Annotated in this window: 9 protein-coding genes; 5 read left to right on the top strand and 4 right to left on the bottom strand. The window is 37.0% G+C overall.

Annotated features, from left to right (window positions below):
• Nucleotides 1-18: 18 nt before the first annotated feature.
• A complete protein-coding gene (locus AC0L3Q_RS02675; protein WP_473284885.1) occupies nt 19-3,441 on the bottom strand; it encodes an RHS repeat domain-containing protein in 3,423 nt (1,140 codons plus the stop codon).
• Nucleotides 3,442-3,774: 333 nt separating this feature from the next.
• Between AC0L3Q_RS02675 and AC0L3Q_RS02670 the strand changes: the two genes are divergently transcribed.
• The 5 genes from AC0L3Q_RS02670 (at nt 3,775) to AC0L3Q_RS02650 (ending at nt 11,389) form a co-directional block, all read left to right on the top strand.
• Entirely contained in the window at nt 3,775-4,938 is a 1,164-nt protein-coding gene (locus AC0L3Q_RS02670) for an aminotransferase class V-fold PLP-dependent enzyme (protein WP_473284883.1), read from the top strand.
• Between the two features lie 104 nt (nt 4,939-5,042).
• Nucleotides 5,043-8,408, top strand: coding sequence for a transcription-repair coupling factor (gene mfd, locus AC0L3Q_RS02665; RefSeq protein ID WP_473284881.1), 3,366 nt, complete (start codon nt 5,043-5,045; stop codon nt 8,406-8,408).
• 203 nt (nt 8,409-8,611) lie between these two features.
• The gene (locus tag AC0L3Q_RS02660) at nt 8,612-8,953 is read left to right on the top strand and encodes a hypothetical protein (RefSeq protein WP_473284879.1); all 342 of its coding nucleotides are present in this window, start codon (nt 8,612-8,614) and stop codon (nt 8,951-8,953) included.
• Nucleotides 8,954-9,264: 311 nt separating this feature from the next.
• Nucleotides 9,265-10,107 carry a helix-turn-helix domain-containing protein gene (locus tag AC0L3Q_RS02655; RefSeq protein WP_473284877.1) on the top strand — a complete coding sequence of 281 codons (843 nt, stop codon included), beginning with the start codon at nt 9,265-9,267 and terminating at the stop codon, nt 10,105-10,107.
• Between the two features lie 88 nt (nt 10,108-10,195).
• Nucleotides 10,196-11,389, top strand: a complete 1,194-nt coding sequence (locus AC0L3Q_RS02650; protein WP_473284875.1) for a serine hydrolase domain-containing protein — start codon at nt 10,196-10,198, stop codon at nt 11,387-11,389.
• Nucleotides 11,390-11,485: 96 nt separating this feature from the next.
• Here AC0L3Q_RS02650 and AC0L3Q_RS02645 read toward each other — a convergent pair whose 3' ends face one another.
• From AC0L3Q_RS02645 to AC0L3Q_RS02635, 3 genes are all read right to left on the bottom strand, one after another.
• Nucleotides 11,486-12,415, bottom strand: a complete 930-nt coding sequence (locus AC0L3Q_RS02645) for an NHL repeat-containing protein (RefSeq protein ID WP_473284873.1) — start codon at nt 12,413-12,415, stop codon at nt 11,486-11,488.
• A gap of 82 nt (nt 12,416-12,497) precedes the next feature.
• Complete coding sequence (locus AC0L3Q_RS02640) at nt 12,498-13,622, bottom strand: helix-turn-helix domain-containing protein (protein WP_473284871.1); 1,125 nt, start codon at nt 13,620-13,622, stop codon at nt 12,498-12,500.
• 182 nt (nt 13,623-13,804) lie between these two features.
• Complete coding sequence (locus AC0L3Q_RS02635) at nt 13,805-14,722, bottom strand: NHL repeat-containing protein (protein ID WP_473284869.1); 918 nt, start codon at nt 14,720-14,722, stop codon at nt 13,805-13,807.
• Nucleotides 14,723-14,816: the final 94 nt, after the last annotated feature.

The raw sequence follows: 14,816 nt of genomic DNA, 5'->3' as shown, positions 1-14,816 counted from the left end.
TCTTCTTACTTTTTAGGATTAGTTTTTATAGTGGTATTTGTTCTCTGAAATCAAATTGCCATCGGCATCTCGTACATATTGTAGACGGTTAAACTCGTCATACTCATAGTAGACCGTATACCCTCTTGGATCTGTCATACTCGTTACCCCAACCATGGGATCATAGGTATAGGTGGTGACCATGGCATCGGTTGGCAACTCGGTACGTAACTTATTCAGCTCTGTACGCAACGCCCCTTCACTGCCTTCTCCACCCATTTTGTGGTCAATATCCAAATTTGATTTGTCTTGAATAGCACCCACATAAGCCGACACTCCGCTATAAGTCATATTTTCAATCTTAGCCACAGGATATTGATGATTGTATCCCCAGATATAGGCCATAGGCGTGCCATCAGTTTTGGCTACCTCGGTTGGGTTACCGAAACCATCATATTCAGTATACTTTACTCTAGGTTCTAGTACTTGACTTCCTTTTGAAGCCAATACCTCCTCTGGTAATATGGTATTACTCCCCCAGTCTTTAAACAATGTACGTTGGGTAGATAACAAAACTTCAGTTCCATTTTCCTTTTCATATTGTTCTACCTGTACAGGAGTTGCTGATCGGTTCTGATTTACTCGTTTCAAACTGTTTATTCCATCATACTGAGTTTGACTTAGATCACCTCCAGGAAGGCTTGACACACTTGTTACATCATCTGGATAATATGTTTTTGTGATCATTTGCTTGCCTTTAGAATCTGTAACTTCTGTACGGGTAGGCAAACGATGAAAAGTATTATCATAGTAGTACTTGGTAGTCGTTACCAGTGGATTATTACCATCACTATCATACACCTTATTCTCCACCTTATCCATATAATATCGCTCTGAATTATATTGATCTCGAATCACGGATAAATATGTAGGCACTTCAAAATCATAGTACACCTCATGCTGCACTTTTGCCCCTACAGATAATCCGTAACAAGGATGTTGTCGTTGTACGGTAATATTGTTATTCCCTGGTGCAATACAACTATATCCATTATCAATATGCCATTGATGGGTATGATTGGCATCACAATAAGAATAGCTATAGGTTCTGTTCACATCTTGTGCATCACACACATAATCGATTTGTCCGGCAAACGCAGGATTAAAATCCTTTCGAATGATATAGCTATTTACGGTATTGGTATAGCTCAGGTCTTTTTCATAAGTATTAATGGTTTCCTGGGCTTTGATAAAGTCATTCCCTTTTTTGGTGTACATTGTTACCTTTTTGGTAAACCCATTATTTACAGCATCAGCATTGTTAAATTGAATGGGAGTAAACTCTCCTCGACCCCAGATTAACTGATTGGTAGTGCTCCTGTTTACAATAAACTCATGCTCTTCCATACCGTATTTACCCGTAGCATCTCCAGTACTTACACATACAAAAGGATAATATATAGCAGCACCTCGTTGATCAAATAAGGTATTGGCCGTGCTTGAAGACAAGGTAGCGTAGACGCAATGTGTATTAGCTCCAGCTGGTGCGGTAGATCCTTCTGTAGGATCACAAACGGTTCTGGTTTCATATCCCCCTTCAAATGATATCGGAAGTCCTTTTATCCCCGAAGAAATTCCTGGAGTGTCTAATCTTTCGTAATGATAGTATTTGCTGTTGGTCTCATTTCCATTTGCATCTTTGGTATGTACTTCTTTTATTCGAACTCCTCCTTTGGTCGCATCAGTCATTTGCGAGTCCGATGTAGCGTAATTAAGATTTGCAATAAAATTTAAATTCCCTGTAGTAGTGATACTCATGGTATAATTATGATTCTGCATAAGTATAGCCCTATCATTAATAGATAGATCTCTACTTATTGCACCACTGTATGCAATCCGATTATCAGTATTATCATAAATACTAATCGATCCTGTACCTGTGCAACTAGAACATGCAAATCCATCTAAGTCCATCGATGCAACAATCCTTGTAGGGTATACTGTATTTTGAAAATAGTTATCTGGTAATGTAAAAGTGATGCTATTTGGAAATGAACTTCCTGTATGCACATCCAATTGCGTATCCTGTACGGCTGACTGATTTTCGCGAATTATATTCGCCTCATATACAAATTCATTATACCCTTTGGTAGGATAGGTAACTCTTTGTAGTAATCCTTTTTGAGTATGAATAGGTGAAGGAGTTCTATCCGCCCCAAAATTATTGAAGACTGGATTGTCTGTTCTCGGCACTCGATGTGTATTAGTTGTCTTCCCATTGTAATACCCCCAATAATCCTGAGCTTTAGACAAACGACTAGGAAACGCTTCCTTATCGGTATACGCAAACTCGTAAGATTGCTGTGTATCTTTCATGATTACACGGTCTAAAAAAGCACGTGTATTACCCGTAATAGTATACTGCAAATCAAAATTCTCTACAAGTACATCATTTTTATCTTTTACTTGTACCTGATCTAATAAAGCTATAGGAATATCCTGATGTTTACTGCTAGCTGTAAAACCTACTGTACCTGCAGCAGGACGGTTACTGCTAATCCCGGTTAATCGTAACCCATAAATAGACACCCTAGTCTCTGAGGTACTAATCCCACCTTGCGGACAAGGCTGGTTAGGACACTCTTCCCAATCCACCAGTTTAGAATAGGACTCCCCTTCTCCTTGTACGAACTGGTAATTGTTACTTGTATACGTAAAAGTAATCTCATCCCCAAGCGGATGAACAATCTTAGTCATATACCATGAAGTAACGGTTCTTGGTGGATCAAAAGAAGCCGTGGGTGGAACTAATACATCGCTACTCTCTATAGCTGTAAATTCATATTGTATTCCATCCTGAGTGGTAATCGTAAAAGTTCTATTGAACTGATAGCCCGAAGTTGTGATTTTAAGTAAAGGATTGTCTGATAAGATATGAATGCGATTCTCTCTATCCAGAATAAAACGCCCAGAAGCCCCCATTACATTAAAATTATAAATATCATACTCGGTATCTACTCCTTGCCCTGCTCCGTTAACATAAAAATCTAGTACCGTAGGATTGATCATACTACCTCCGGCCAAAACCATCTCCTGGATTTCTTGATCGGGAGCATTACGTAAAAGACCTGCACCAGCACCATCATCATCCTCATCTTTTACAGTTCTGGTAATCACCCCTCCGGCATTTAAACTCCAACCTAATCCAACCCAACTGGTCATCTGGTCAACTCGTAAACCATTAGAATTATAACTTAATGCAATCGGAACCGATAAGTTCTTAGTCTTATAGGTATAAAAAGGTACACTTACATTTGCAGTACCCGTAAACATTCCCACAGGTACCTCTCCATATTTCCCTAACTCAAAGGCAGTAGGTGAAGGTGGTGTAACAGATGGTAATTCCTGACCCCAAACAATGGCACTAGCCATCATTAGCAGTAAAACAACATGCTTTTTCATAGATTAACTACTTGGTTTTTAATTATTTTTTATTTTTCCCTGTGCCAAAAGCATCTTTATTTGGTTTATACATCAACAGTGATGAGAGGGGAAAAATCCCAACTCCCGCATCTCATCTCATCTGTTGATTTGTAGTCTAAACACAAATAATTGTAACTCAACTTGGCATATTTTGATGCAATGATAAGCGCTGCCAGTTTCATTATCTGAAACTGTGAAAAAAAATATTTTTTTCCAGCATCATTGCCTTTCATCCCTCTTGCCAACAGTTTATGATACTTTTAACCACTAGTGTATGTCATTATCATTTACTTTGTTACCCAAAACTTTTTTATGCAGCATCAAAAACAGCTTTTTGACCTCTCGGACGACACAGTATACTTGAATTGCGCCTATATGTCTCCGCAGTTAAAATCGGTATCCGAAGTAGGAGTACAAAGTGTACTTAGAAAAGGAAAGCCTCATGCTATTTTGCCTGAGCATTTTTTTGATCAGCGACAATTGCTCAAACAACGTTTTGCCGAATTGATCGATGCTGCTGATTATGAGTATACCGCGATCATCCCTTCGGTATCTTATGGGATTGCCAATGCTGCCAAGAATACTCCACTACAAAAAGGAGATGAAATCTTATTGGTCGAAGAACAATTCCCCAGCAATTATTATGTCTGGCAAGAAGTAGCACAACAAAATGGAGCTACGATCAAAATGATATCACCACCATCGGGTTTCGAAAAACGCGGGCAACGATGGAATGAAGTGATCCTTGATGCCATTACCGAAAAAACAGCAGTTATTGCCATGGCACATGTGCATTGGGCAGACGGTACCAAATTTGACCTTAAAGCTATTCGAGAAAAGACCAAAACCGTAAATGCACTTTTGGTCATCGATGGCACTCAAAGTATTGGTGCACTACCATTTTCGGTAAAAGAAATACAACCCGATGCTTTGGTTTGTGGAGGGTATAAATGGTTACTAGGGCCGTATTCTATTGGGATGGCTTACTATGGTGAAGCTTACCACCAGGGGGAACCTATAGAACATAATTGGATGAACCGATACAATAGTGAAGATTTTAATAATCTTACTCAATACGAAGATCGATACCAGCCCAAAGCTGCGCGATTTTCGGTAGGAGAATCCAGTAATTTTGTCTTAACTCCAATGCTAATTCGAGCTATAGAACAATTGATCGAGTGGCAACCCACTACGATACAACAGTATTGCCAACAGATCACCAAAGATGCCGTGCAAAATCTTAAAGATTTGGGCTGTTTTATTGAAGAAGAAGCCTATCGTGCACATCACCTTTTGGGTGTATACCTGCCCGATCATATCGCTATAGATCCTTTAAAAGTTACGCTTAAACAAAATAATATTGTAGTCTCTTATCGTGGAAATGCCATTCGGATCTCTCCACACCTATATAACACTGAAGCCGATTTGAACCTTTTGGTAACGCAATTTGCCAAACATTCAAAAATTCACTCTTAAAAAGACTATATATTTCTTGTTAAAAAATACGGCTCATAAATAATGGTTATCATGTTTTTAGAATTTTATCTGTATCCATTATATTTGCCCAAAATTTGTATTTCGTGAGTATCACCCAAATCTCGCAAATTGTCGAAAAGTCTCCGCTACAGCAGAAACTAGGGACTGCTATTGCCCAATCTCAAAATAACATACATCTACAAGGTCTAATTGGTTCAGCCCTGTCTTTTAGTATTGCAGAGGTGTTCCAAAAAACAGAACTGCCTTTTCTATGTATTTTTAATGACAAGGAAGAAGCTGCATATTACCTCAATGATCTCGAGCAATTATTGGGGGATAAAAATGTATTGTTTTATCCGGGAAGCTACCGTAGACCGTATCAAATTGAAGAGACCGATAATGCCAACGTACTCTTACGAGCCGAAGTACTGAACCGAATCAATTCCAGAAAAAAACCTGCGCTGATCATCACCTATCCGGATGCTTTGTTTGAAAAGGTGGTGACGCGAAAAGAGCTGGAAAAAAACACTTTAAAAATTGCCACCAACGATACCTTATCCTTAGATTTTGTAAACGAGGTTTTGTTTGAGTATCAGTTTCAGCGGGTAGATTTTGTAACCGAACCTGGAGAATTTTCGGTACGAGGTGGGATTGTAGATGTATTCTCTTTTAGCAATGATGAACCCTATCGCATCGAGTTTTTTGGGGATGAAGTCGATAGCATCAGAACCTTTGATGTAGAGACACAATTGTCTACCGACCAGATCAAGAAAATTACCATCATTCCTAATGTTGAAAACAAAGCACTTCAAGAAACCAGAGAGAGCTTTTTAAAATATATCGCTTCAAAAACTGTCGTGTTTGCCAAAGATATCGACCTGCTTTCGGCCAGGATAGATAAAAACTTTGAAAAAGCAGAACAAGCTTTTGAAACGCTTTCCAACGAAATTAAGCGAAGTACTCCTGAAGAGCTTTTTGCCACTTCGGCACTCATTAAAAAACAACTACTGGATTTTACGCTGGTAGAAATCGGAAATCGCCCTTTGACCAAGGCGGATTATACCATTAAGTTTGACACCAAACCTCAACCTTCTTTCAATAAACAGTTTGATTTACTGATTCAAAATCTAAATGAAAACCATGAAGAAGGCTACAAGAACTATATTTTTTGTGTAAGTGAGCAACAAGCTAAACGTTTTCATGATATTTTTGACGATGCCGATCTGGATGTAAAACAATACGAGACCATTGTTTTTTCAGCATTTCAAGGGTTTATCGATCATCAGCAAAAGGTGGCTTGTTATACCGATCACCAGGTTTTTGAGCGGTATCACAAATTCAATCTCAAGAATGGATATGCCAAAAAGCAAGCCATTACTTTAAAAGAACTTACGAATCTCGAAGTAGGTGATTATGTAACCCATATTGATCACGGTATCGGTAAGTTTGGAGGATTACAAAAAATCGATGTTGACGGCAAAAAACAGGAGGCGATCAAACTTATTTATGGAGAGCGGGATGTGTTGTATTTGAGCATTCACTCTTTGCATAAAATCTCAAAATTTAATGGTAAAGACGGTAAAGCACCACAGATCTATAAGCTGGGGTCCAAAGCCTGGAAAAACCTAAAACAAAAAACCAAGGCTCGGGTTAAGCATATTGCTTTTAACCTCATCCAATTGTACGCCAAACGAAAGTTGCAAAAAGGGTTTCAGTATGCTCCGGATAGTTATTTGCAGCATGAGCTAGAAGCTTCCTTTATTTATGAAGATACACCCGATCAAAGTTCGGCTACCCAGGCGGTAAAAACCGATATGGAAAGTGAGCGCCCGATGGATCGACTGATCTGTGGAGATGTAGGATTTGGTAAAACCGAAGTGGCCATTCGCGCCGCATTCAAAGCAGTAGACAATGGTAAGCAAGTTGCCGTGTTGGTACCTACTACCATACTTGCTTTTCAGCATGCCAAAACCTTTAGAGATCGTTTAAAAGATTTTCCGGTTACGGTGGATTATATCAATCGTTTCAGAACTGCAAAACAAAAAAGAGAAACACTAGAAGATCTAGCCGCAGGAAAGGTAGATATTATCATCGGTACTCATCAGTTGGTGAATAAAAATGTAACTTTCAAAGACCTTGGACTTCTGGTTATCGATGAAGAGCAAAAGTTTGGAGTTTCAGTAAAAGACAAGCTCAAAACCATCAAGGAAAATGTAGATACACTCACACTTACCGCCACACCAATACCAAGAACATTGCAGTTTAGTTTGATGGCCGCTCGAGACTTATCTACCATCACCACGCCTCCGCCTAATCGATATCCGATAGAAACGCATGTGATTCGATTTACAGAAGAAACAATAAGAGATGCGGTAAGCTATGAGATACAACGTGGCGGACAGGTATTTTTTATTCATAATCGCATCGAAAATATCAAAGAGGTAGCGGGTATGATCCAACGTCTGGTTCCTGATGCAAAAGTTGCGGTAGGACATGGACAAATGGATGGTAAAAAACTAGAAAACTTGATGCTGTCGTTTATGAATGGCGAATTTGATGTCTTGGTATCTACTACGATCGTAGAAAGTGGTTTGGATGTACCTAATGCCAATACCATATTTATAAACAACGCCAATAACTTTGGGCTTTCGGATCTGCACCAAATGCGTGGTCGAGTAGGTCGAAGTAACAAAAAAGCTTTCTGTTATTTTATCACACCACCCTACTCTGCAATGACAGAAGATGCCAGAAAACGAATCACCGCATTAGAACAATTCTCAGAATTAGGTAGTGGTTTTAATATTGCCATGAAAGACCTTGAGATTCGCGGCGCAGGAGATTTGCTAGGTGGAGAACAGAGTGGATTTATCAATGAAATTGGTTTTGATACTTATCAAAAAATCCTGAACGAAGCCATTGAAGAACTGAAAGAAAATGAGTTTAAGGAGCTATATGTCGAAGAAGGCGAAGTAAAAACGTATTTGAAGGATACACAAATCGATACTGACTTTGAGCTGTTGTTCCCTGATGATTATATCAATAATATTACAGAACGATTAAATCTCTATACCGAACTCAACACCATCAAAGATGAAGAAGGCTTACAAGGCTATGAAAAACGATTAATCGATCGCTTTGGCGAACTCCCGGATCAGGCCTTGGATTTGATGAATTCTGTAAGAATAAAATGGATTGCCACATCTATTGGGATTGAGAAGATCATTCTGAAGCAAAATAAATTGATTGGCTATTTTATTAGTGATCAGCAATCTGAGTTTTATCAAAGTCCTGCTTTTACCAAAGTCCTACAATTTGTACAGCAAAATCCTAGAGTTTGTAAAATGAAAGAAAAACAAACTCGAAATGGATTACGACTACTACTCACTTTTGAGCAAATCAACACCGTAGACAAAGCACTGAATGCCCTGCAACCACTGCAACCAGTACAAACAGAGGTAAAGACTGCGTAAAAAACCGGAAGACGAATAGTAAAATTCACACAAAAACATGTAAGAAACATCTGTATTTTTGCTATTTGAAATGGAAAAAATTATCCATAATTTGCATCAAAACCCGTTTAACCACAGAAAAACGCATTTCGTCGAAAAACTTTAACCGCTCACCGTTAGTTAATCTTTGATGTGATCGTTTGTTTTTAATTTTAACCAAAATTATGACAATAACACCAACTAAGATCATGAAGAAAAGAGAAGAGTTTAGCTTTTTAAAAGGAACCTTAAAACAATTAGCAAAGTTGAATCAAAGTGTAAACCAGTTGATTCAAAACCTAAATAACGACAAGTTATATGCAATCAACTATGCCAATGTAAAAGGAAGGTTTCTTGAAGAATTGAAGAATTATAAAAACAATCCAGAGTTAATTGATATCGATGAGTTCTCTATGAACTACTCTTTTGGATATCATTCTTGTAACAACATTGATGATCTTTTAAGCAAACAAGCGATGTTTGTAGAAGTAAAAAGTTACCTGAATACTTTGAACCTAAGAGCATAAACCAAAAACTATACGTATCGAATATACTTTTACGCTATCCAAACACATCTGAATACACTCTCTTTGTAGCAATCTACATGCAAATACTTGCTTAAAAAAGTAGTCTACTCCGCATAATTATTCCTATATTTCCGATTCATAAAAATTTCCGCGTTTGTCTTGAATCCCTTATGATATCTGCTTTGTCGGGTAAATGACGGGTTAAAGACAAGCAAAAAAATTTGAGAACCTATTTCTGGAAACTAATATTGCTGAAGAAAATGAATACAAGTTCTAGTGATCACAAGAATGCAACTAAAAACTTAAAAATCATGAAACAGCCAGAATTAGGATTAAAAATTTCCGAACTACGAAAACTAAAAGGTCTTACTCAAGAAGAACTTGTTGAGCAATGTAATATTAGTGTTAGAACCATTCAACGCATAGAATCCGGAGAAGTTACTCCCAGAAGTTATACCATCAAGACCATCTTGTCCGCATTGGATTATGATTTGAGTCAAATTCAAACCGAAGAATCCAGAGTCACCAAAGAGTTTAAAAAACTATTCTTATTAGAAATAGACGACAGCAAAGAAGCTGGATTTTTGAATAGACAACTCACTATATCGTGGATCAGTGGTGTTATCTACTTTATTTTAGGGTTTGGAGAATTTACTTTCGATTACTATCGATATTTTCAAGATGAAATCCTAGGAGGAAATGTGGTGTATTGCCTTACCAAATTAGTGACATTATTGTCGTTGATCTTTTTCTTTAGAGGTTTCGTTCTGTCAGGTAAGATCTTAAAAAACTATTTGCTTAGAATTGTCGCTTTCATCCTCATCTTTGTTGGTGGTGTGTTCTATACCTATGATATTTTATCCCTTTATGTTGGCGAAATCGATTACCAAGTCGTGATAGGTGCCTACAGTATTACTTTTGGTATTCTGGGAATTTTATTAGGTGTAGCCGTAATCCGTTTACAAAACGCACTGGGAACACTTGCCAAGGTGACTGGTATTTTTGAGATTATTGCTTATGGGTGTATGGCAACAGTAATACTTGGCATTGTGGGTTATATCGTCCTTACCCCTACGATCATTCTAGAAATTATCCTACTCTACAAGATTTCTGAAATGCTCAAAGCAAAGCAGAAGGAAATCGATATCGAATAGATCAATTCCAATCTTTATTAGTACTTAAAATCATTGATTGCTGATTCAATGCGTGCTTTCTATTGCCTAATTTTAACTCCTTTACAAAATGAAAAAAATAATCATTTCAGTCTTTGTACTCATCATACTTATATTCTCCTATTTCCTTTTTGAACCTATTTTTGTGTATACCACCGGATGGAAACCTCTATCAAAAATCAAGGCAATCCCTCCGGTAGTTCATCATACTGATACGCAATCCAAAAAAGCAGATAGTGTTCTTAAAGCTATCCACCAGCGATTACAGTCTCCAGCGGTATCCATAGCCGTTGGGCAACATGGAAAAATACAATGGGCAAATGCTATCGGATATCAAAATCTAGACGATCAAATCCCTGTTGCACTGGATACTAAATTCAGAATAGGAAGTACTTCGAAAGCAGTTACTTCTTTAGGAATCGGGGTATTACTGCAAAACCAAAAACTCCAACTAGACAGCGAGGTCAAAGACTTTGTTTCGTATGCGAGTGGTCAATTATCCAATATCAATTTGCGACAGCTAGCTTCTCATACTTCGGGAATCAGAAATTATGGGTCATGTCTTTGCTTTCCTATATGGGAGTACTACAATAACGATGAGTATACGGGAGTAGAAGAAAGCGTAGGTATTTTTAATAATGACGATTTACTGTTCGAACCAGGATCGGATTTCAGTTACAGCAGTTATAACTATACCTTGCTCAGCGGAATGCTAGAAGGAGCTTCCCAACAAAAATTCCCAGATTTTATGAAGCGAAACGTTTTTAAACCTATCAACATATCCAACATTGAAGCTGAAACTGCTACTCCCATTAAAAACACCGCCAGGTTTTACGACGTTGCAAAGGGCACTTACAAAGAAGTCTACAAAGTAAACAACAGCAATAAATGGGCTGGCGGTGGTTTTTTGGCAACACCAACTGCCTTGGTAAAGATCGGAAATGCTTTTTTGAATCATCAATTATTTGGTCAAGACATACAACACCAACTCACCCAACCTGTTTTGTTAGACAATGGAAAACTAAACCCACAGGAGTATGCTATTGGTTGGAGAAATCATCGTAAAGATCTCTTTAGAAACGGGCAAAAAATCACCGTATGGCATCATGGTGGGATTGCGAATGGATCGATTTCATTATTAGCTTTGTTTCCAGAATACAATTTATCGGTATCGATGCTCGCTAACAAAAACGGCAACTCTGGAGAGTTGTTCGAAAACGTATATGCTATCGCAAAATTATTTATACAACAAACATCAAAATAGGTCATTCTTCATATCAAAAAACGAACATCAAAAAACCGGGATCTTATCTATCCCGGTTTTTCATCACGTCTTTCAACGTATTGAATTAGCCAAAATTTAAAATCGTATTGTTCTTATCCCTCCAACCCCAGTATATTCTGATATGTATAGAATTCTCTTATACTTATTTGCTGCAATTCCATTAGGATTACTGAATGAAGCCTCTAATAAAGGGCCATCAATTTGTGCTGCCTCACCATTACCTGCGATGGTTTCTATAGAACCATCCATAGAAACTTTATAGAGATAATTAACTGCAATACCAGTTGCATAGATAAAATCATTTACTACTGTGATATAACCGATTCCAAAATTCTGAACTACTATATCAGGTATCGTGGTTATTAAAGAAATCTCACCATTCTTATTTATGGAATAAATATCTGCAGTATAGAAATTAGCTACAATTACATTGCCTTTACTATCCAAATCAATTCCCACACCTCCTAAAAGTCTGGGATCTTCTGCAAAAACTGTAACCTTGCCATCAGGAGTAATTTTATGAACCGTTGGAGCAGTATAATTAGATATATATAAATTATCATTTTGATCAATGGCCATACTACTTGGCCATCCATTAATAGAAGCTATTACCTCTCTATCCCCCGTAGGAGATATTCTCAAGACCTCGCCTCTAACGGTATTATTATCATTATTAATGTAAAGATTTCCTTTAGAGTCTTTTGCTGTACCCATAGGTCCCGACAATCCCTTTATTGTATCCAATACTTTCCCATGCTTTGAAACTTTAAACACTCTTGTTCCCGTACCCCCGGTATTAACGAATCGCCCATATTCGGAAACATAAATAATTCCTTCTCTATCAACTGAAACTGCTCCGTTAGCAGCAAAACCACTAATTAAAGTCTCTACTTCTGGATTAGGATTAATTCCATCTCCATAACATGAAGATAGGTTCAAAATGATAAAAAATAAGACGGTGGATAGTAAAAATTTGACAAAAATAGTTTTGGTAAATGCTTTCATTGTTGTTGTTTTTTAAATTTTTGATGAAAGTACCTCCGCTCTATGTTGTAAATCGACGTTTTATGTAGAGTGATACAAAAAACTATACGGATTCTATTTTTTTAATGTAGTTTTTTGGAGTATCATTTACGAAAAACTTAAATGCCTTATTAAATGTTGATTTACTATTAAAACCCACATCCATTGATAATGCCAAAAGTGTTTGATGACGATGTTCTCCTTGCTGAATTTTTTGTATAAAAGCTTCAACTCGATACTTATTTATAAAATCATAAAAATTGACTTCATGTACATTATTTAAAAGCCAAGAAATTTTATTAGTTGAAACATGTAATTGTGTTGCTAGATGCACCAAAGTAAGCTGATGATTCAAATATATTTTTTCTTCTTCCATGAGCTCCTTCAGTTTTGAATTCAAATATGTAATCTGTTGAACATCTAGTTTTTCATTACTTTTCCGTCTTTGCTTTTTCGGTAAATAAAGTCTAAGTACATCTGGTTCTTTTAAACTATAAAACCCAATAAAATAAACAAGTACCGGAATCAAAATCCACAGTATATTATAGTTTATGACTCCTCTATAAACACCAAAAATATAGTACTGAAAAAAACCGATCACCCACAAAACCAGGAATAATAAAAACAGTCCTAAAAAACCTTTCAGATAAATCAAAACACTTTGGGAGTAGGATACATTCTTTTTTTCCTCTGTTTCATATGAACTTAATATTGAAAAACATCGGCCCGTATAATACACATTAACCATTATTCCGGCTAATTCGATAATCAGAAAAGAGTGTTTCAAATCACCATTTCTTGCCATAGAAACAAACATTTCATAGGAGTATTGATACGTCCAAAAATGATATAGTGTCATCGCCAAAGCGGGAATAAAATGTACATAACCCAGACGATACTTTATCTTCTCATTAAACATCAACCTTCTATAATATAGATACATTAAAGGTCCAAAAACAAATACTAATATGTCTACAAATAAGGCTAATCTAAAAAAGATCAGATTGGTTGTTTCTCTTGTGAAAAAAAATCTCCCTGTTAATATTACAGCAGCAATGAGAAGCAGTAATGACAGAACATTATTTGCTGATTTATTTTTATTCTGAATCATTTGGATTGCTACAGAAAGAAATATTCCTTGACTAATCCCCAAAAAGACAATAAAATCTATATAACCAGAACTTTCCATAATTGAATTTTAAACCACTTGGTAAAACTACACTGATGTTAGTACGTTTTCGACCTAATCTATAGATTAATACGCTAAAAAATCGATACACCTTACAATACAAAATTTGATATGAGCTCGATTAATTATACAACCGAACTCATATCAATTAACAAAACTAACTACTTCACTCAATCATATTTTTATCTCAAGGAAATTTTGCGTACTGCTCCGGTACCTCCAAACTCAGAGATGTATAATGCTTTATTGTATTTATCTGCTGTAATTCCGTTAGGTCCATTAAAAGACGCTTCTTCTACAGGCCCATCTATCACGGCAGCATCTCCGGTTCCGGCAAATTCTTCAACTTCGCCATCTAGAGTTACCCTAAATATCTTATTAACTGCAATACCCGTTGCAAAAACCGAATTTCCCAACACAGTAATGTATCCAATACCAAAACCATTCACTACAATATTCGGAATATTGGCGATCAAAGACACCTCACCATCTGGAGTGATTGACAAGATATCGGCTGTTGCAAAATTGCCGACTACCAAATTTCCTCTGCGATCAAAATCAATCCCTACACCTCCTGCTAATCTAGGATCGCTGGCAAATACAGTTACTTCTCCTTCTGGTGTAATTTTATGTACGGTAGGCGTTAAAAAATTAGATGCATACACATTATTTTGATGATCCAATGTAAGCCCAGTAGGCCATCCATCTATCGTAGCCAATACAGTTTTAGTACCATCAGGACTTACTTTAAGAATATCCCCTCTTTGCGTATTGTTGCCGTTACTCACGTAGAAATTACCCTGGAAGTCAATGGCGTTTCCAAGAGGGCCCGAGAGATCGGTAATAAAGTCTGAAACCTCTCCTTGTCTGGATATTTTTAGTACTCGGGTTCCATTACCACCGGTATTTTCAAACTGTCCATATTCTGAAACATAAACATTTCCTCTTTTGTCTACAGTAACGGCATCGTTACCTGCAAAATCAGACACAATAGTTTCTACTTCAGGTTCACGATCTACACCGTCTCCATAGCAAGAAACAAATAATACAGACGCACTAAGCAATGCGAATAGCTTACAACTTTTGATGATTTTTTTCATGATTTGATTTTTAATGTTTTCCTCGAATTTATCTCGATATCCATTAAAAATCGACGCTTTGGATCAAGTCGTACCCTTTTTTATGCAGCAGAAT

The sequence above is a fragment of the Aquimarina sp. KJ22-3 genome (assembly GCF_055808215.1).
Note: the sequence above shows the minus strand (reverse complement) of the source record. Positions and strands in the feature narration are given on the sequence as shown.